Below are 20,716 nucleotides of genomic sequence, written 5' to 3' on the forward strand. Positions count from 1 at the left end.
GACCTCCAATTTCGGCGCCATTCGGACTACGACACCGATGGCCAGGGATTGGGACGACAGACAGACCGTTGACGTCGAACGGCTGAGAGCTCGGCCAGCAACGTGGGAGCCGTTGCACTCGGAAGCCACCCGATCGCAACGTAGCCGCGCAACGCGCATTGCGCCTTCGGAACGAGCTGACGCCCGCCCCGCCGAAGGCGACCGGCCGACGGCGAGCTTGGCCGACTCCGGCCCTGGCATGAGACACCGACATCCGGCAACTACGCCGAGCTTCGGTCCAGAACTCGACTCCCCACCACCGCATCGGCTCCGGCAAAGCCTCGAATTCCGCAACGAGCATGCCGCGCAGTCGCATTCGATGTTCTCGAAGGATGATGCCGGAGAGACTCGTGCACAACTCATCGTGTTCCTGGGCACTGTGATCCGACCGTATCGCGTGTGCGGCGGGATTGTCGATCAGCTCTTGACTATCAGCTGGAAGCTGCAAGAATCCGACTTACTAGTAGATCAGTACACCGCCAAGAGGAGCGAGGCGCGCTTCCGTGCGTTCCGCTTTGGTGCCACTGGACCAACGCGTCGAAATCAAGCGGACACCAAGGTCGGCATCCGAGCGCGGTATCTGGAGCGTTGTGGTTCGACACCTACTTACCAGGAGGTCAATCCCTCGAATCGGCGGAATTCGGGGCGACATATGCGAAGCTTTCTGTCCGCCATCCAAGCTGCGTCGAGCCGCAGCGGACTCATCCGGATTGCGGAACGGCACAGATCCGAGCCGATCGCACGAGACACGTCGGTGTTCGCACACGATGCGCAGGCAGCAGGAACGATGACACCAGAGTCCCAACACCCGGTAACGCACGCTCTCACAGGAGGCGCGCGCACCGCTGCGGCGCCCGCATCAGGCCGACGGCAGGGCCTGATCGGCCAACTCATCGGTCGCCGTGACGAGCTCGAACGAATACACGCAGCGGTTCAGCAAGCTACGTCCGGGCACGGCGCGATTGTCATAGTCGAAGGCGAACCTGGAATCGGCAAGACCGCGCTACTGGTGGCCGCGGCACGGCACGCGAGCGTCGAGGGCATGACGGTCCTACGCGGTGCAGCGAAAGAACTCGGACACCGCGTGTCGTTCGCCGCCTCGGCATCGCTACTGCCCACAGCCTGGAACCAATCCGACACGATCGGCCCAGCGGACGCCGACATCACCAGTGTGGCCATCGGCCGCGAGATCGCACAGATCGAATCGTTCATCACCGGATTCACGGACCTCTGCACAGCAGCTCCGCTCATGCTGATCATGGACGACGCCCACTGGGTGGATCCATCGAGCTTGCTGATGCTGCAACGACTCGGCGAATACGCCAGCGAGCTCCCGATTCTCATCCTCATCGCGCTGCGACCGTTACCGCGCGAGGGTGATCTCTCGAGCCTGCTCAGCCAGTTCGAGGCATGGGGCGCCGAGCATCTCCGACTGGGCCCCATGAATGCCACCGACGTCGTGACACTGGTCGAGACGTCGTTCGGCTCGGCCGCTGGGCCTCGCTTGTCCGACATCGTGGCAGGCGCCGGCGGTAACCCGCTCTACATCATCGAGCTGGTCACCGGTTTGATGCAGGCCGGGATGATCGAGCTCGGGGAAATCAAGCCGGACCCTGACACTCAGCCGACTTGGCGCCCGACACCGATTCAGTTGCCCGAGCCGCTCACCGACGTGATCGTCCGCCGCTTGGACTTCCTGTCCCCACGATCGCGACAAATACTGCCTATGGCTGCCTCGCTTGGAACCGACGTCGAGGCCATCGAACTGTCGTCGGTACTCGGCGCGGCCCTGATAGACGTCTGGGACGTCATCAGCGCCTCGGTGGAAGCTGGAATTCTCGTTCGGTCCGGCAGCGACCTTGTTTTCCGCCACGATCTCATTCGCCAGGTTCTCGCCGAACAGTTGCCCCCCTCGACGAGGATCACACTGCAATTGCGGGCCGCACGGGTGCTGATGTCGATGGACGCCCCGGTCGAGCGCATCGCCGCCTATTTGCTTGCCGGCGATACTCCGCTCGATACCGCCATCCTGGACTGGCTGATCGATGTAGCCGAAAGACTGACTGCGCGCGCTCCCGGGCTCGCGGTCAGCCTGATCAGTCGAGCGGTGCGAACGCCCGGACTGGATAGCTCTCGTTCGGATACCCTTCGCCTCTGGCAGGTCAGGGCGCTGCTGTGGAACGGAAGCCCCATGGAGGCCGAAGCCGCAGCTCGAGAGACATTGTCAGAAGTGGTCACCTCAGCCGATCGCGACCCGGCAGTGGAGAGCCCGTTGCAATGGTTGCTGGCCCATGCCTGTCTCGCGCAAGGAAAGGTCGCCGATGCGCTCGCCGTCGCTGAATCCGTACTCACTTGGTCCGACCTTTCACCGCTGCAGCGGGGGCAGTTCCTCGGCTTTTGCGGTCTCTCATATCTGTTCCAACAACGATTCGACATGGCGGAGAGGGCATCGGCACTCGCGATCTCCTCCGGAGACGCGCTCTCGGATCCGGTCGCCGGGGGCCTCGGTGCGGCCGGACTGGGCTTGCTGCGCTATCAGCAGGGGTTTCTGAACGAAGCACAAGACCTCGGCGATCAACTGGTACAAGACTACGAAAGTGCCGACCGCCGGCGGGTCCCTCAAATCGACCCCTATTCGCTGAGCGGACGCTGCCATCGAGAACGCGGTGACTACGCGTCCGCGGAGAAGTCGTTCACGCTGGCTCTCCGCTTGAGCGAAAGCACCTCCGGTACGTACCTCGGGTTGATTCGATTGGACCTGGCGCATACGCACTACCTGCAAGGTCGGTGGGATGAGGCGCTCGCCGACCTGCGTGCCCTCCCCACCGAACGTGACGTGTTCGGTTACTCGTCAGCCGCGAAATGCCTTGCCGCTTTGGTCGCTGTGCGACGCGGCACCTACTCCGACGATGCTGCGGCCCTGCCACAGCCAGCCGAGCTGATAGGAACCCGCAACACGACCCACCTGCGTCCCTGGGTTCAGGCACTGGTCCACGAATCACATGGCCGTCCTGAACAAGCACTGACGGTGCTGTCCGACGTCGTCGCCGACCTCACTGACGAAACGACCGCCGCTACGGCGTACCCACTCCACCCAGATCTCGCCCGGTTGGCGGCTGCCACGGGCAGACACGACATTGCCGAACGGGTCGCAGCGGCAGCGGAGGTCCTGGACGCACGTGGCCACACCGCGAGCCGTCGTGCGAATGCTCTGCTGTGCCGCGGTCTGGCCGAAGGTGACGTCGAGCTCGTCGCCGAATCGGCAGAGACCTACCGAGGTTCGGGTCAGCCCTGGTACGAGGCTCAAGCCCTGGAGAACCTCGCGATACTGCTCGCCACTGGGGATCGACAAGAGGACGCACTGTCCACACTGGAAAAAGCGGTCGAGCTCTACACCGGACTGGACGCTGCTTGGGACGCCGCGCGAGCTGAGACCCGGATGCGAGGGCTTGGGATCCGGCGCGGGCGCCGAGGTCCCAGAAAACGGCCCAAGACCGGCTGGGACGCGTTGACGCCCACCGAACGAAAGGTCGCCGCCCAAATAGCCCAGGGTCGATCGAACTCCGAGATCGCCACCCGAATGTTCTTGTCTCCCCGGACAATCCAATCGCATGTCTCCAGCATTCTGACAAAGCTGAATCTTACGTCGCGAGTTCAGGTCGCAGTGGGGTTGGCGCAGCAGACCTCGTGGTGACACACTCCAAGGCCTCTTACGTGCAATCGACGAGAGTCATTGGATCGACGACGACCAGAGAAAAGACCGTACCGCCCGAAGGACCGGCAGGCGAGGTGTCAGGCCCCCTGACAGGCTTCATATATCCATTAATGGAAATATAGCGATGTTTGCACTTAATGTCAGTATGTCCCTCAGCAGCCGCGGCCTTCGGTCGATCAACCCTCGTAAGTTGAAGACGCCTCCCATCGCTACGCCAACACCAGCAAGCGCCCGCCACTATTCGTCACGTGACGAATAGTGGCGGGCGCATCTCGGTGGCCGAAAGGTCGTCAAAGTGAAGCGTCTCCGCGGCCCGTATTGCGTAGTCCCTACGAGAGAGGGAGGGTCCGGTGCTGCAATCCGCTTACATGCTCGAGCAGACACGAAGGCCGACTCATGTTGCCGCCCAATATCATTAGATCGCCGATAACATTTCTTATGTAAACCTACGGTGATGACTGCCGCCCCCGCAGGCCCACGCGAATCCTGCCTTACGTGTCCGTTCGCGGTCTAGTTGGCATTTTTCGCACGGAACGTGGCATTCTCCGGAATTCAGGACGTAGTCGCATTGAAGTTGGCAACCGGCCGCTCCCCGGCACCGGTGCTTTGAACTGCGTGGATGCGTCCAATACGAACCTGCGGTTCGCCTCCTCCGGATCTGGCTCAGGTTGTCGAGTTCCTGTTGGCAATAGCTCCGGATCTTCGGCTGGATTCGGAGGGGACTGCCCCGAGTTCGGTTGACTCGCGGGGTGTGGTGTTTCAGGCCGCGAGCGCGGGCTGATTGATTGTCTCAAATTCGATCGGTGTCAGGCGGCCGAGTCGGCGTTGCCGTCGGCGGCGATGGTAGGTCCGCTCGATCCAGATCACGATCGCAAGGCGCAGCTCCTCTCTGGTTGACCAGTGCTGACGGTCGAGGACGTTGCGTTGCAGCAGGGCGAAGAACGACTCCATCGCGGCATTGTCGCCACACGCTCCGACTCGGCCCATCGAGCCTCGTAATCCGTTGGCTGACAACGCATGAACGAATCGGCGGGAACGAAATTGACTGCCCCTATCGGAGTGGACCACAGTGCCGGCCGGTGAGCGGATCGCGACCGCGTTGCGCAGTGCCGCCACCGCTAGCGCGGCGGTCATGCGCTCGTCGATCGAATAGCCGACGATCCGGTTGGAGAAGCAGTCCTTGATCGCGCAGAGGTAGAGCTTTCCTTCACTCGTGCGATGTTCAGTGATGTCGGTGAGCCACAAACGATTTGGTGCCGTCGCGGTGAACGCTCGAGCCACCAGATCGTCATGAACCGGTGGCCCCGCCCGTCTGTTGAGCCCACGTTTACGAGCGAATACCGACCAGATCCGCTGCTGGGAGTGGAATTGGCAGCGAATGTCGAGCGACAGCGATGGTGCTGGCTGATGAGGTTGGTCGAGAAATCTGATTGTCACGTCGACCGTCGACACCCTAATGTTCACTCATGAACCAGATCGTGAGGTCGGCCTCCTGGTGTGAGTTCGAGTATCGAACCTGCGCTGACGACTGTCCGCTCAATGCCGCCGAGGCGCGGCTGCGTGAAGTGCACCGTCACTGGCACGACTGCGCTCGCTCATACCAAGACCCTGAAGACTTTCGAGTTGCACTGAACTCCACGATCCAGGCTCTCCGCAATGTCACCTTTGCATTACAAGCGGCGAAGTCCGCTGTGCCGAATTTCTCATCATGGTACGAACCGCAACAAACCACGATGCGCGCCGACAAGATCTTGCGTTGGATTGTCGATTCCAGAAATAAGGTGGTGAAACAGGGCGACTTGGAAACCCACTCCCGACTGAACGTTGCGTTCGTCATCGACTACACGGACGAAGCCGACCTCATCGCCCGAGAGCAGCGAACTTGGGACGAATTCTTGCGCTGCGACTACGCCAACATGAGAGAATCCACCGCACAGGTCCCCGTCGGGATGTCCGCAGCAGAGATCCTCTCGGATCTGCGACAACTGGACCTCCCCTTGATGGTCCGCCAGCGTGCCAGCGTACTATTCGAGCGTCGGTGGGTCTCCGCCGACATGCCCGGATACGAACTCCTCACAGTGCTGGCGCATGCATACGGTCGACTGCGCGAATTGGTACTCAATTGCCACGAGCTCCTCGATCGAAAACTCGCTCGCGTCGCTGTATCGATCGGCGATGACGGCAACCCGCTCGAATACACCATCGAAGAGATCGATCGGATCCCTTTTCGCGGGGGTCTGCAGTGCATGCTGTCGACCCGTAACATCCGTACGACCAGACGCCGACTGGTGGACGGCACCGTAGTCACAGAGTTCATCAGTCACCGATCAGAGTTCGACCCCGATATCCAAGAAGTCCTAGACACACAGAAACCGTACGGAGAGCATCCTGACTTCCCGACAGAAAGAATCGGGAAACTGCAGACATCCGAACAGCTCGCCGAACTCGTTGAATTCTACCGCGAATTGGCATCTGGAATTCTGCGGAGCGGACAGGACCATGCATGCTTCACGCACTACTTCCGCAACGGAGCAATGTGTGACAGCAGACTGCACATGACCATCGATTCTCAAGGAAAGCATGCCCTCGCCAGCGAAATAGCGTTGATTGCCCTCGAAAATCAAGCTGACGTCGTTGTTATCATCGGCGAGGCCTGGACCGCGCCCTTCCAGGCCACCGTGGACGGGGGTCACGTCCCGCCGCAGTATCACCCCGACAGAGGGGAATGCCTGTTCATCAGCGCGGTCGCCCGCTCGGGCGCGACAGCAGGAATGACACTGCCGTTCACGGTCCTCGACGGGGTGCCACCGCACCGCCAGATCGAAATCGGCACGCCGAGTCACCTGCGATCGGTCAACGGCATGCTCATTCCGACGCAACACGCGTGGAATCAGGCACAGCCGTCATTGACCGGCGAAGCCTTCTGGCGCGCGCAAACCCGAAAACCCTGAGACCTCATCAGACTCGATACCTTCGACGCCCCCGCCCGGCGGGGCTGAGCCGCAACTACGGACCCAGTGACAAGTCTGGCGGTCATTCCCTACATAAACTCTCTCGATCGTGCGACGCTCAGCGACGCCGACCTCGATCCCGACCAGTCGGTGCGTCCACCCGGGTACCGGCACGTCACCCAAGTGGGCGGCGTGTCGGTACCCGCAGGCAGGTCGCCGAACAACGCCGCGCGCAATGCCGCCGAGCTCCACGCCGTGTGCGCCACGCGGAGACGAAATGAAACGGCAGCAACTTCAGCTGCGCAGCCATATTCCATAGCAGCGTAACAACTTCGACACACGTTGCTGGCTCAGGACCACCTGCGGGTCATCGGGATCGACACCCTCTTCACGCAACGCCTGACGTTCATCGTCATCGAGTTCCATGCAAGATCGGACGCCCCGGTGCACAGAAACGTTGCCACGGCGATCTGAGTGACCTCCACTTCGCCTCCCCGACGAGCCAGTCGTCCTCCCTGCCGCCGCATCCGCGTATCGGACGATCGCCCCGTCGCGGTCGCCGCGGCGGGTCAAACCGTTTGCGCCCCATGGGATGCTGGCACGATGCTGCAAGTCATCACCGGCATGTATTTCCGCGACGTCGCACTCTACGAGACCGAACATCGCCGGACCCTCTACACCAACCTGTGGGGACCGTGGACCTGCGACCGGATCGACCTCGGTATCGGCCACCTGATACCCACCACCGACCACACCGCACGGGTCTCGACCATGCTCGTCTGCGTCACCGAACGCCTCGAAGCCGTCCGCGACGACGGCACCGACGAATTCCTGAGATCCACCGGCGGTAGCGCGATCATCGATGATCTGGCCACGGTGTTGTCCTTCGCGCTCGGCGCGACCGTCACCACCAACCACGACACCGCCGAGCGGCTCATCGGCCCACCATCGGGCACCTACCGCACTCCCGTCACACCGGCCGACATCTTGCCGGGCGTCTTCACTCCCGGTCGCTACCTGACCGAAGAGCAGATAGCTGACCTGCAACAATTCCTGTCCACGGTACTCGGCCTGCGCCGTGAGTCCTACACCGCCGCGCTGGCCGCGATGCGGCGCATCGTCACCGCCAGTCAACGAGTCGCAGAAGACCCGACCCTGTCCTACACCGACTACGTCGCCGCCCTGGAATCGCTGTCGGCCGAGACCGACGCGGCGAGGACGAACTGGCAACGCCTCGACTCACGCAAACGAAAGATCCTCGACCCCGCACTGAGCGCACTCGACGACGACACCGCCACGCCCATCCGTGAGGCGATCCTCGAAGCCGAACGCGCCGGAATCCGCAGCCGCTACAGCGAATTCGTTCTCACACACGTGCGTCCCAGCTTCTATCGCGAAGAAGCCACCACCGTGACCGCGCCAGTGCGCGCGGCGGCGCTGCCACGACTGGTCTCGGCCGCATACACGGCACGCTCGAAGAACTTGCACGAGCTTCGCCACCTCGACCCCCGCGCCTGGCCGCTCGTCGGTGACGCCGAGGTGCTCGACCCCGTCAGCGGAGACCCCATGCTGACCCATCGCGGACTCGATCGACTCGCCCGCCACGTAGTGCGCACCTTCGTCGACCGTGCCCCCACCGGCCGGGACGAGGATTTCCGCTGGCGTGAACACCTGCCCAACCTCGTCCACGCCCGGCTGGCACCCGAGTACTACCTCGGCCACGCCGAAGCCATGGCAGCGGAAGTAGCCGCCACCCGCGCCGGCGAATACATCGCCCACCTCATCGAAGCCCTGTCCGGGCGCGCCGAGCAGTACATCGACATGCGCCCAGCCCTGCAGCGGATCGAAACCATCGTCCCCGACACACGCAAGAGCGACGTACGGCTGCCTCTGCTGACGATCTACTACTTGTGGCACATGGTCACCCACAGCGACATGCATTGCCCCGCACCGGAGAAGCTCCTCACGATCGCCGTGGACGAGCTGCGAGGTCCGAACATCTACTCCTTCGCCATCAGCATGCTGCTCGCGAAGACTCCCGACTGGACGACAGCGCAACTGCAGCAGCTGGCCGACGCGCGCATGACAGAGCTGCAGCGCCGAAAGCCCCTGGAACTGCATCCCCGACTCGACGCAGCCCTCTGGGTCCGCGCCGCGCACGCCCACCAACTCGACGGTGAGCACGCCGCAGCACTCACCGCGATCGAGCACGCGATCGGCTGCCGCCCCGGCGACCAAGCGCTGCTCGACCTGGAGCGCACCGTGATCGCCACCGAACCGATCGACATCGATCTGCGCGCCTACGTGCTCGGCCCCCGCCCACCCGAGCAGGAAGCACCTGCGCCCGCACCGTCGCAACCCGAACCCGTCACCGTGGCAGCGGCTCCCGACCCTGCGCACCCGCAACCGTCGGCACCCCTACCGCAGTCCCCCGCCGCGGTCGTCGCCATCCAGGACGAGCCGAAGGGCACCAGCCGACCCGATCCCGACAGCTCGCAATCCTGAGACGGCCCGCCGTTGACAGGCCCGAGCGCGGTCGCCTGCACACACCGTCCTCTCACACGCCACGTCTGCACGACGGGAGGCCGATATATCAACACGTCGGCAAACGCGGTCGCGCAGCTCCACTCACCCGGCATCGCTCTGAGGTCTCGTGTGAGAGCGGAACTCGTTGCAGGCCAGCAGATTCGGAGGCGTTTCCGGGAGGTGATGGTCGGTGTACGAGCAGAGCGACGGACTGTCGGATGAAGGGTTCGGGCGTGGTCGGGTGAGTGCTCACTCGTCGTGGATGCGATGGGCGTCGGGCTCGTCGGGTTGCGCCGGGGCACCCCTCAGTCTGGTTTTCCACAACCTTAAGCGCATGTGTTCGTGCTCGAGTTCAGGATGATCGGCAGGATAGATTTCTTTCGTCGATCGCCAACGCCCGCTCGACCAGGGCGCCCGCGTCGTGCGGGTGGTTCTGGGCGTAAAGGACATCGCCCAATCCGACCAGCACTGCGGGCAGGCGAGGCCGAAATCCCTCGCCCATCGACTCCAACAGTGTGATCGCAGACTCGAATTCGGTACGCGCCACCTTCAACTTGCCCTGTCTGGTGGCCAGGCGCGCGGAGACTGCCGCCAGGTCAGCGGCGATCAGTGCGGAATCTCCGAAGCCGGTGTCGGCCACCTGGTCCCGGGCGCGTGCCAGCAACTGTGCGGCGGTGTCGAGGCTGCCTTCGGTGACCGCGGCGTCGGCGGCTGTATGCAGGTTGAGGATCTGGGTCAGTGGCGGGATGTCGGTGGCGGCCTGCGGGCGCTGGTGTAGTTCCACCAACGCCAGCGCGTGACGCAACCCGGCGGCGCTGTCGCCGCGGTCGCGTGCCAGCAGTGCCGCAGTGGTCAACGCTTTCACCCGCAGCAGCAGTGACACCTCGTCAGGGTCGGCGGCGATGGCTGCGAGGGCTCGATCGCAATGGTCAGCCGCGTCGTCGATGCGTGCCAGCATCCGCAGCACGTTCGCGTGCGCCAACAGCAGTTGCACCGTCATGTGTGGTGCCAGTTGCTGATCTCGGAACTGCTCGAGATAGCCCAGCAGCACCGCGGCGGTGTCGCGGCGGCCGTGGAGGGTCACGATCGGTTCGGCGACCACGACAGCCTCGGCGATGACCCGTGAGTCTTCGACTTGAAATCCGTAGATCATCGCCGAACTGATCGCGCGCAGCGCTTCCTGGACACGTCCAGCGAACGCGTAGGCCTGCGCCAGCACCAAACAGGTCTGCGCAGCCAAGACCTTCCAGATCGGATCGACATGCATGGCCAGGCCACCGGAGACCCGGCTGGCGTGTTCACCGAACTCGATCGCACTCCAGCCCCGCGGCAGAGCCGATTCCTGGGGGCCCACCGCCATCAGTCGCCCGCACAGCAGCATTGCCAGCACCGCCGGCGCCACACCGGCGAATTCCCTGCCCAGTGCGGCCGCGGCGACATGCACGGCCGCGCACAGGTTGTCGTCGATCACCGGGATGGGCTCGTTCACCGAACACGCGTTACGCCACCGCGGGCTCCTGCCGGCCAGTGTTGCCCGCGACACGCCGGCGCGGGCCGCGGTGTGGCGGGCTCTGGGCACGCTGCCGGCGACCGCGTTCACGACACCCCCGCTTCTGCACGATCAACCGGTCACCGAGCGCGGCGTGTGCCGTCGCTGCAGTCACGGCGCGACGGCCACCGCGCGGCTGCCGGGGTGGGGGTGGGTGTGCGTACGGCATCGGATCTGGCTGGGGCACAACCAGATCCCCGTCGCGACCGCTGCGGCGATCCTCGCCGCCGAACGCCGGTTCCGCGCGAGCCTGCCGTGGCGCGGTGTGCTGCACGACAGTCCCGTGATGCTGCTGGCCGGTGACTGCGTCGCCGCGGGCCTGCTCGGCGCCCGCCAGCTCGCCGAGCGTGCCGCCGCCACCGGCATCAGCGACGCGGTCGCGTTGGGCTACCCCGAACAGGTCCGTCTGGCCCGAGCTTTGACTCATGGTGCTTTCCTGGCCACCGCGACGGCACCGGATCGCACCGACCACGACCGCACCCGCATCGCCGCCACGCTCGTAGCGACGATCGCGGTGCCCGGCGGCGACGCTGAGCCGTGGCGGGCACGCGCACGCATCACCGCACTGCTGCACCGGCTGGCCGACATCCGCCGCAGCGCCGCCCATCTCGGCGCACCCGCCACCGATCCCGACACCAACCTGCTGCGCCTCATCCCCGACCCCAGGCAGTGAGCGACACCGCTCACCGCGCACCGTTTCCCCACCCCCGCATGCCTGCGGACCGTCCTGTTGGAGTGCCGATGTCGTTGCGTCCCTTCCTGTTTCGTCCGCATCTGATCCGCGGTCAGCCATTCGAGGCGTTCATCGAGAAGCTGGCCGAACTCAACGGTTCCACCGCCGAGATCGTGGAACGCTGGATGCGCCAAGACCGGCTGCTGCCCCTTGGGCCCGGCAGCGAACCGATTCGACGGCGCTTGTGGTCGCAGCGGGCCGGCCTCGACACCGACTCGTTCACTCTCGACGGTGTCCTCGCGACCGCGCTGCAACCGACCCGCTGCCGACGCTGCGCCGACGAACACGCCCCCGCGGCACCGGCGACGACCGGCTGCGTGTGCCTGAGGCATCGCCGCTGGCTCGGCACCGCCCAAGCCGACCTGCACACCTACCCTGCCGCGGTCGCCGCTGAGCACGTCTTCCGCCGCGAGATCGCACCACAGCGGCACGGTGCCGCCACCCTGCTCATCGGTGAACTCGCCCACCAGGTCACCACCGACATCGTCGGCACCACCGAAATCACCCGCCGCCGCCACGCCCACGGGCCGTTGCCGCATTCCGCGCTGCTCTACCCCGATCAGGTACGCCTGCTGAGCGCGGTGAGCGATCCGTCGTTCCTCGACGCCACCACCCACCCAGCCCGTTCACCCGGCGCCCGAGGTCTGGTGTTGCAGCACTCCCTGCAGCGGTTGTTCCCCGAGGCGGACTGGTCGGGTCACACCACGATCGCCGCCTATCTGCGTGTACTACTCGAACAGCTCGCCCAGGTGCGCGCCGACACCACCGAGAACGACCCCCTGACCACCGTGGTGGCCACCGCACCGCTGACCGCGCTGGGGCTCATGCTGCCGCGCCTCTGGCTACCGGCGCCGCGCCCGCGCATCCCCCGCGAGCCGTCCCCGCTGGACCCGATTTTCGCCCGCGAGCTATCACCGGTCGACCCGACGTTCCCCTCCTGGGTGTACTCCCGCACGTCCCCCGACATCGTGCAGCCGCGCCACGCTCAGGCGGCGGCACCCAGCGCCCCGCCCGCCACCGCCACGGTCACGCGTGTGCTGCCCGGGCCCTTGCCGATCCGTGTGCGCGCGGCTGGCTCGAGCAGGAACCTTCCGGGGTTTTCACGATCACCAATGACGCTGGTGTAGTGGGTGATTGACGGTCCACGGCGTGCTCATGCAGCGGTTTCATCGCTGTCGGGCCGGTGAGGACGCCTGCGAGGCGGGACCTGGTGGTAGCAACAGGAATTACCACAAACCATGCACTCCACCAGGTTCCACCATGTCCTTCTACTCTGCAAATCCCTGCGTTGGCACCCCACCCTCGGCAAACGATTGCCCTTGCGCGGCCTGCCGCTTCGGGCACGGCACGATCCATCCGGCGCGGGCTCGCCACTACAGCTCCGACACCACCGACGCCCAATGGACAGTGCTCGCACCGCTGCTGCCGTGGCCGGTCTGGCTCGACGGCGCCGGAGGCCGCCCCGAGGAATACTGCCGCCGCGCTGTGATCGACGCGATCTTCTACCTGGCCCTGTTGACTGAACTAAATTGACCGTTTTTGCAGGTAGATAAGGGTATTGGTCTTCTGACATGATGCTCCGGTGCTTGATCGAGAAGCGTTGGGTGCAGACCCGGCAAGGGCAGAGATACCCCGGGTCGGTCGGCTGGCGGAGACCGGTGATTCGTTTGATCCGTACCTCCTGATGGATCCGTGTGGTGTATCGATCGAGGCGGTGAGCGTGTTCTTCCGTGACCTGCAGGCTGCTGGTCGGTCCGCCTCGACGCTGCGGTCGTATGGCATGGATCTGTTGCGCTGGTTCCGGTTTCTGTGGGCTGTCGAGGTGTCGTGGGATCGAGCGACCAGCATTGAGGCGCGGGACTTTTCGCGGTGGATCCAGCTGACTGCCAAGCCAAGGCCATCGAAAGTGCGGGTCGTGGCCGCGCGGCGTCAGCAGATCGCGCCGGGTTCGCCGAACCCGGTCACAGGCAAGCTGACGATCGGCGCGAAGTACAAGGCCAGCACGATCCGGCACAGTGAGACCGTCCTTCGATCCTTCTACGATCTGCACTTGGAACTCGGCTCCGGACCTGTCATGAACCCGTTCCCCTTGCACCGCTCTCGCCGCGGAGGACGGGCCCACGCGCACCATAATCCGTTGCAGCCGTTCAAACCTGAGCGTTCCGGCCGCTATCGGCCATCGACGCCGAAGCGGCTGCCGAAGGCGATCCCGGACCGCCTGTTCGACGAGTTGTTCGTCAGACTTGGATCCAACCGGGACCGGGCGTTGGTGGCGATGTGGATCTCCAGCGGGGTCCGGGCATCAGAGCTGTTGGGGTTGGTTCAGAGCGGTGTCGAACCAGGCCGTCAGCTGATCACGGTGCAGCGCAAAGGAAGTCGCGCGATTCAGCAGGTGCCGGTCTCCACCGACTCGTTCGTTTGGCTGCGGCTCTACCAACAGGAGATGCATGGTTGGTGCCGACCGGCCGGAACCAACCGCTGTGGTGGACGCTGCGCCGACCGTTCCGGCCACTGACCTACCACGCCGCGCACCGCATGTTCGAACGGGTCAACGATCGGATCGGCGCGAACTGGCGGCTGCACGATCTTCGCCATACGGCAGCCCAGCGGATGGCATCGGACCCGCACATGAGCCTGACCGACGTCCAATGGATTCTCGGCCACGCACATCTGAGCACCACCGAGATCTATACCGTCCCAACGCAAGAGCAGGTCATCGAACGGGTGGTCGCGCACCATGCGCGGCGCAAGGAAGCACCACCGCCGGCACCGGCACCGGGTTACAACCCGTCCTCGCTTCAGATCCTGTTGGGGCGCAAGCTGTGAGTCCCTCGCTGCTCAAGTCGCCCGCGCTCGCAGCGTCTCCCGCAGGCCCTGTGGTGACACCGAACGCGAATGATTCTGCGCTGCAGGCACTCCGAGGTCAGTATCCCGCCCGGCAGACGGCCGATTCCTGGGTGCGGACCGCGCTCGCCGCCGGGGAGGTTCTGCATCTGGTTGCTGAGGCGACATCGACCGTCAACCGAGACAGTGGCCGGCATCAACGCCGCGGCGCCGAGCGGCTGCTGATGTGGTTGTCCTCGTTCCCGGGAAACACCTGGCAGCAGCGATGGCGTTCCTCGCAGGCCGAGCACCGCGCGCAGTGGCGCGAGAGCGCCGGGCGCTGGCTGGCCGAGCAGTCCGTGGGCACGGTGACAAGGAACCCGACCGAGCTGGCCAGCGGGTTCCTGGTCTTGATGAGCCTGGACGTTCTGCGCCCGTCGCTGGCACATCTGCTGCAGCGCAAGAACAACGCGGCATTTCTGACCCGGGAGATCGGTCGAGTCCGTGATCCTGAAGGCTTCGCGCTGCTGCGCGACGCGGTCACGACAACGCCAGCGCTGCAAGCCGAGGGATCGGCGGCGATCGCGATGATTGCCAAAATCGTTGCGGCCAAGGGCGGGACGGTCGCCGAGGTGACTGTCGGCGATCTGGTCCAGGCATACGACCTGCGTCGAACGGCGGGAAGACGGGCGACCTACATGTCTGCGGCCTACACGCTGCTGCGGCAGGTCGGGATCGTGCCCGCCCACGCACCTGCCACCTTTCGGGCGTTGGCCCACACCACGGGACAGCGCAGCCTGGAGGCACTGCTGGATCGCTACTCGATCGCCTGCCAGCCGGTCCGCGCCGTGATCCTGGACTACCTGCGCGAACGTCAACCGACCGTGGACTACACGACCTTGGACCAGCTGGCGTTCATGCTCGGTGGCAAGTTCTGGGCCGACCTCGAGCGCCATCATCCCGGCATCGACTCGCTGCACCTGGCACCAGAGATCGCGGCCGCCTGGAAGGAGCGACGGCAATACCGGACACGCAAGGTCAAGCACGCCGACGGCACCACCACGCAGGAGCGGATTCGGCGGCTGTCGGACAACGAGCTGACCGCGGTCCGAGCGTTCTACCAGGACATCGCGCAGTGGGCACTGGAAGAGCCTGCCCGCTGGGGACCATGGGTCGCACCATGTCCAGTGCGCGACCGCGACCTCACCATCCGCCAGAGCAAGGTCAACAAGCATCGCAAGGCCCGGATGGACCAGCGCACTCGCGAGCGACTGCCCGTGCTTCCACTGCTGGTCAAGACCGCCCAAAACCAGCTGGAACTAGCGAGCCGACGACTGCGCGCGGCCCGATCGGTCGATCCGGGCCAGGACTTCGACGTCGATGGTCAACGCTGGCATCGCCCTGTCCTGGCCAGGAACCTGCTCAGGACGCCACTGGTCTGGGCCAGCGATCCGGACACCGACAAACGGCGCGACCTGGCAGCCGAGGAAGACGACGCCTTCTGGGCCTGGGCCATCCTGGAGGCCCTGCGCCACACCGGTATTCGCGTCGAGGAATTGCTGGAGCTCGCCCACCATGCGATCACCGAATACCGGCTGCCCTCGACCGGCGAACTCGTCCCGCTGCTGCAGATCGCCCCGTCGAAATCCGATGCCGAACGGCTACTTCTCATCAGTCCAGAGCTCGCCGACGTCCTGAGTGCCGTGCTCCAGCGGGTCCGTGGCACGGACGGCATGGTCCCGATGGTCACCGCCTACGACCGGCACGAGCGGGTTTGGTCACCGCCGATGCCGCTGCTATTTCAGAGGCGCACCGGCAGCGAAATCCGCGGCATCCCTGCCTCCGCAGTCAAGCAGCTACTGAACAAAACCCTGGCTACTACCGGCTTGACTGACGATACGGGGCAACCTCTGCACTTCACGCCCCACGACTTCCGCAGGATATTCATCACCGACGCCATTATGAACGGGCTTCCGCCCCGCATCGCCCAGATCATCGCTGGCCACGAAAACATCGAGACCACAATGGGATACAAGGCCGTCTACCCCGAAGAGGCGATCGAGTCCTACCGCGCATTCATCGCCCGCCGCCGGTCGGAGCGTCCCAGCGCTGAATACCGCACGCCGACCGAAACCGAATGGGACGAGTTCCTCGCCCACTTCGAGAAACGCAAGCTATCGGTCGGCATCTGCGCCCGTGCCTTCTCAACACCTTGTATTCATGAGCACGCTTGTGTCAGGTGTTCGCTGCTGCGGCCGGATCCGCAGCAACGCGCCCGGCTGGAAGAAATCCGAGACAACCTCGCCGACCGGATCAGCGAAGCGGAGCGGGAGGGATGGCTCGGCGAGATCGAGGGCCTGCAAGTCAGCCTCGCCGGTGCTGAAGGCAAACTTGCCCAACTCGACGAGGAAGCAGCCCGGCGAACCGTGATCGTCAACCTCGGCACACCGACAATCACCCAAACTGACACCTAGACAACAGCTTCCGAACGGTGACGCGGTCGCAATCTGGCCGAGGCAAGCTCACTCTCGTTGAACGGCGACGCTGCCTCCCAGATCCTCAATTATCGCGATCACCTCGTCGATACTGCGCGGCTTCTGCTCGTCGAGAGCAGCGAAGAATTCGGGAATCTGGTTGTAGGCAGGCGAATCGGAGGGAGCCACTACCTGAACAGTGTCGGTTCCATCTTCTTCGCGCTGCTCAACTTGGATCTGCCAGTCACACCCGAGCAGAAGCTTGCCCGGTGAAGACCCGACGACGAGCGTGGGGATTTCCGGGGAGGAGATGGACTTAATGAATACAAGCGAGTGCCCTGCCTTCAGGTTCATACGCTGACCCTCCACTCGGGATATCAATCTCGGTTTTGATTAGACCCACAGGGATACCTAGCGATCGATGATTCCGAACGTGTTAGCTTCCGACCTCAAACTCGCCGGTGGGGACGGCGTGTCACCCGATCGGATTCGGCAACACGGGCGGCTGGATGGTGTGGCCGGTAGTTCAGAGAAGCCGACAACGGCGCCAAATGGCGCAACCTGCCGTGCGACTTCCCACCCTGGCGCACCATTTACGGCCTGTTCTCACGCTGGTGGGCCAGCGGCGAAATCGCTGCCGTCCACAACGACCTGCGCGACAGACTACGCGTCGCGGCCGGCCGCGACTTCGACCCGACCGCGGCGATCATCGATTCCCAAACCGTGCGCGCCGCCGAAACCGTCGGTGCCGCCACCCGCGGCTGGGATGCCGCGAAGAAGATGAACGGGCGCAAACGCCACATCATCGTCGACACACTCGGGCTGCTGTTGGTCGTGCACGTCACCGCCGCCAACATCCAGGACCGCGACGGCGCCCGCGCCGCCCTGACCCGACTGCGTGAGCTGTTCACCGCGATCATGCTGGTCTGGGCAGACGGCGCCTACAGCGGCCACCTCGTCGGCTGGGCACATCAGAAACTGGCGCTCACCCTCGAAATCGTCCGTCGCAGCGAACCGCTGACCAGCTTCGTCGTGCTACCGCGCCGCTGGCTCGTCGAACGCTCTCTGGCCTGGATCTGCCTGCGCCGCAGATGCATTCGCGACTACGAACGACTACCCGAACACCACGAAGCCTGGGTCACCTGGTCCATGGTCATGCTCATGTCACGCCGCCTCGCCCGCACCCAACCACGGAAATGAGCAGTTTGTTCACAGGCACTAAGGCAACCACCGTCACCCACCAACCATGCGACGACCTGGCCTCCTCGCACCGCCCCGGACAACGACGCCATGATTCCGCCACACCCTCAGCGACCCCGCCGGCCTGCTTGTCAGCGCCCCCACGGCCCGCCACGGCGACGGCGCAATCGCGACGGAGAACATCGCAATCACCGCAGTCGCGCACAATCCGGACGGTTTCCGCCATATTGAATTTCTAGGTCTTGGTCGTGACCGAGAATCTGCCGGTGGCGCGGCGGTGCACGAATTTCTCGACCCGACCCTCGCGTTTGAGTCGTGTCAGCAGTCCGCGGTGCAGGTCGTCGGCGGGCAGCGTGAAACTCTGTCCTGGTTGGTTGAGTTTGGGGTAGTTATCGGGCAGGTGGCTGAGGATCTGCTCGATTTCGGCGGCGGCGATCTGGGAGGCGGGTAGTGCTGAGACGAGGGCGATCGTGATGACGGGGTCGTGTGTGGCGGCGGCGATCCGCTCGATGTGCGGCGCGGCGAGCCGGTGGCCGGTATCGATGGCGTAGCGTCCGGCGGCGAGCAGCGCGGCTGGGGCGGTGTGGGGTGTGAAGGCTTCCAAGGACTGCAGCACCGTGGTCTGCGCAGCGGTGAGAGCCGACCCGTTCGTGGTGAAGAGGCGTTCGACAGAGTGCTCGTCGAGGAGATCGGGGTTGACGAAGTCTGCGAACGTGCCCGAGGCCAGAATCGCCGGGTGGAGGGTGTCCCAGTCCTGGCAGGGGAAGTGCGCGAAAGTCGCTGCCGAATCCTCGCAGATGTGCCGCATGATCAGCAGCGAGAGAAGACGCCCGTGCTCAGCGGTCACGGCAGTGACATCCACCCAGTCGGTGAGGTCGAGCCGTTCGACCACGTCGGTCCGGAAGTCGGCGTCGGGCAGCGTCGATGACGCGTTCAGCACCGCGAGGGCCACAGTCATTTTCCTGTCCGCGGCGGTGGGCATGCTCTCGGCGGGGGCGGGGTTTTCTGCACTGGTGTCGATGGAGCCGGTGCGTAGCAGATGCCCGGCGAGCTCCTCGTCGATCGACCCGGTGTCGGCGAGGTAGGTGTGGACGTTGTTCAGCGTCAACGTGAATCGCGAGGCGCGTGCCAGCGTCGGCCACAGTGTGGTGTTGGCGTCGTGTGCCAGATCCGTGATGTGACAGGCAGGTGCGGCGTTGGCAAGGACCCAGTCGAGGTGCTCGCCCGTCCACAACCGTGCCGTGTCGGCGTCGGTGTCGGCGTCGTGCGCACCGGTGGTGGCGATGAGATCGTCGAGAATGCCGGCGAACGCTGCCGGGTCGGTGATGACGAATTCGGTGTCGGTATCGTCGTCGAATGCTGCCCTGAAGGATCGGGGGTCGGCCAGCGCAAACTCATAGACCTGCCGGCTGGCTGCCCATAGCGTGTCCAAGCCGATGTCGGCTGTGGCGGCAGCGGATTTCAGGTTCGCCGCGCTGCAGCGGTAGCGGCCTGCGGTGACCAACCGCTCACGCAATCGCGGGGCCACCACGGCCAGATCCTCACAGACGAATCCCGCCTTGTCCAGGATATCGAAGGTCGCTGCGGTCTCGGTGCCGGTGTGGTCGCCGACGATGGCGTTGATCTGGCTGTAGTAACGAGTCAGGAAGGCTCGCACGTCGTCGTCGAGGGTGTAGGTCATGGTCGGTTCCGAAGCGAGCAGAACAATGCTGGTGAAACGGATTCGGGCCGCGACGGCAATATCGGCGTCTCGGGCCAGGAAGGTGAACACCTCACTCCAGTTCCGGGTCGCCCACATGAGTGCGTCGTGCTGCCGGTGACCGCCGGTGAAGTAGGAATTGAGGAATTTCTGCTCGTGCTCGCCCCATCGGGTGACGATGTGACCCAGCAGCACATCGGCGAGGTCGGTGTCGGCGAGCGGACCCGAGTCCACCCGCCGACCGGCGACGAGCAGGTAGTCCAGGACCGCGATGTTGTAGCCGCTGAGGTCGTTGAGGAACGTGGCGCGGGTCTCCCGCACGACGGCCTCGACGTCGGTCGCGGCGAGGTCGTAGTGGGTGTCGGGGGTGTTGCTGGCAACGTTGTTCATCAAGAACTTCATTGCCTTGGCACTGACGCGGCCACCGTAGTACTGCGAGACGTAGACACAGTAGTAGGGGTCGATGTATCCCTGAGCTATCAAGTCAGCAACCAGTGCCGAGCCCGCGATGTCCCCAACGATCATCGCGAAAGTGCGTGGCGCACTACCGAATTCGATAGTGAACTCATCCAGTGCCAGCAGCGCCCGGTAGTCAGCGTGGCGCAGCACCGTCAGCGTGTGTTCGAGTTCGCGTTTGTCGGCGTCGAGTACGTCGTGGCTGCGCGCGGTCCACGCCGCCAGGTCGAAGTCGTCACCCAACAGCCTGTCGAGGTCAGCCCTGAGCAACGGCGCGGTGGTGATGTTGCCGTAGTGGCTGAACCTGATCTCCCATGACTGCGACATGGCCAACAGCGCTTCCCAGAACTCGACCGTCTCCGCAGCAGCGACCTCGTGGACTTGGCCATCGATGGCGTATCCGCAATGCTCACCACGTTGCGGGTTGCCCTGCTGCAATGAGCGCACGAACCATTGCAGCTGTGCACGCAACCGTCCCAGTTCCGCGTTCAGCGCGGTCCGGGCAGCCGAACCGTCGGCTATCGAACGCAACCGATTCTCACAGTCGGCGA

General features: G+C 64.5%; 14 protein-coding genes and 1 pseudogene. 10 read left to right on the forward strand and 5 right to left on the reverse strand.

What is annotated here, in order from left to right; translation table 11 throughout:
• Positions 1-358: 358 nt before the first annotated feature.
• On the forward strand, positions 359-3,733 hold the full coding sequence (locus OG300_RS41885; protein WP_405499019.1) for an AAA family ATPase: 3,375 nt from the start codon (positions 359-361) through the stop codon (positions 3,731-3,733).
• Positions 3,734-4,513: 780 nt separating this feature from the next.
• Here the strand turns inward: OG300_RS41885 and OG300_RS41890 are convergent.
• Positions 4,514-5,104 (reverse strand): annotated as a pseudogene (locus tag OG300_RS41890) (IS3 family transposase); the annotation flags it as partial.
• Positions 5,105-5,220: 116 nt separating this feature from the next.
• Between OG300_RS41890 and OG300_RS41895 the strand changes: the two are divergent.
• Positions 5,221-6,705, forward strand: a complete 1,485-nt coding sequence (locus tag OG300_RS41895) for a hypothetical protein (RefSeq protein ID WP_331723115.1) — start codon at positions 5,221-5,223, stop codon at positions 6,703-6,705.
• Between the two features lie 294 nt (positions 6,706-6,999).
• On the opposite strand, the gene OG300_RS41900 is transcribed toward OG300_RS41895, so the two are convergent.
• Positions 7,000-7,131 (reverse strand): hypothetical protein, encoded by a 132-nt coding sequence (locus OG300_RS41900; RefSeq protein ID WP_331723116.1) that lies wholly within the window; start codon positions 7,129-7,131, stop codon positions 7,000-7,002.
• A gap of 177 nt (positions 7,132-7,308) precedes the next feature.
• Here OG300_RS41900 and OG300_RS41905 point away from each other — a divergent pair, with 177 nt between their 5' ends.
• Positions 7,309-9,210, forward strand: a complete 1,902-nt coding sequence (locus tag OG300_RS41905; protein ID WP_331723117.1) for a hypothetical protein — start codon at positions 7,309-7,311, stop codon at positions 9,208-9,210.
• Between the two features lie 373 nt (positions 9,211-9,583).
• On the opposite strand, the gene OG300_RS41910 is transcribed toward OG300_RS41905, so the two are convergent.
• Positions 9,584-10,720 carry a tetratricopeptide repeat protein gene (locus OG300_RS41910; protein WP_331723118.1) on the reverse strand — a complete coding sequence of 379 codons (1,137 nt, stop codon included), beginning with the start codon at positions 10,718-10,720 and terminating at the stop codon, positions 9,584-9,586.
• Between OG300_RS41910 and OG300_RS41915 the strand changes: the two genes are divergently transcribed.
• The 6 genes from OG300_RS41915 to OG300_RS41940 all read left to right on the forward strand — a co-directional run bounded on the left by OG300_RS41915 (position 10,707) and on the right by OG300_RS41940 (position 16,810).
• Positions 10,707-11,453: a hypothetical protein gene (locus tag OG300_RS41915; protein WP_331723119.1), complete on the forward strand. Its 747-nt coding sequence runs from the start codon at positions 10,707-10,709 to the stop codon at positions 11,451-11,453. The genes OG300_RS41910 and OG300_RS41915 overlap by 14 nt on opposite strands.
• Positions 11,454-11,521: 68 nt before the next feature.
• Positions 11,522-12,640 (forward strand): hypothetical protein, encoded by a 1,119-nt coding sequence (locus tag OG300_RS41920; protein WP_331723120.1) that lies wholly within the window; start codon positions 11,522-11,524, stop codon positions 12,638-12,640.
• A gap of 133 nt (positions 12,641-12,773) precedes the next feature.
• A complete protein-coding gene (locus OG300_RS41925; RefSeq protein ID WP_331723121.1) occupies positions 12,774-13,046 on the forward strand; it encodes a transposase in 273 nt (90 codons plus the stop codon).
• Positions 13,047-13,095: 49 nt separating this feature from the next.
• Complete coding sequence (locus tag OG300_RS41930) at positions 13,096-14,028, forward strand: site-specific integrase (RefSeq protein WP_405499022.1); 933 nt, start codon at positions 13,096-13,098, stop codon at positions 14,026-14,028.
• 20 nt (positions 14,029-14,048) lie between these two features.
• Complete coding sequence (locus OG300_RS41935; RefSeq protein WP_405499024.1) at positions 14,049-14,339, forward strand: tyrosine-type recombinase/integrase; 291 nt, start codon at positions 14,049-14,051, stop codon at positions 14,337-14,339.
• 131 nt (positions 14,340-14,470) lie between these two features.
• Positions 14,471-16,810, forward strand: a complete 2,340-nt coding sequence (locus OG300_RS41940) for a tyrosine-type recombinase/integrase (protein WP_405499026.1) — start codon at positions 14,471-14,473, stop codon at positions 16,808-16,810.
• A 48-nt stretch (positions 16,811-16,858) separates the two neighbouring features.
• On the opposite strand, the gene OG300_RS41945 is transcribed toward OG300_RS41940, so the two are convergent.
• Positions 16,859-17,164: a hypothetical protein gene (locus OG300_RS41945; protein WP_331722855.1), complete on the reverse strand. Its 306-nt coding sequence runs from the start codon at positions 17,162-17,164 to the stop codon at positions 16,859-16,861.
• Between the two features lie 237 nt (positions 17,165-17,401).
• Between OG300_RS41945 and OG300_RS41950 the strand changes: the two genes are divergently transcribed.
• On the forward strand, positions 17,402-18,010 hold the full coding sequence (locus OG300_RS41950; RefSeq protein ID WP_331723127.1) for an IS5 family transposase: 609 nt from the start codon (positions 17,402-17,404) through the stop codon (positions 18,008-18,010).
• A gap of 235 nt (positions 18,011-18,245) precedes the next feature.
• On the opposite strand, the gene OG300_RS41955 is transcribed toward OG300_RS41950, so the two are convergent.
• Positions 18,246-20,696: a hypothetical protein gene (locus OG300_RS41955; RefSeq protein ID WP_331722856.1), complete on the reverse strand. Its 2,451-nt coding sequence runs from the start codon at positions 20,694-20,696 to the stop codon at positions 18,246-18,248.
• Positions 20,697-20,716: the final 20 nt, after the last annotated feature.

The sequence above is a fragment of the Nocardia sp. NBC_00511 genome, from assembly GCF_045161165.1.
GTDB lineage: Bacteria > Actinomycetota > Actinomycetes > Mycobacteriales > Mycobacteriaceae > Nocardia.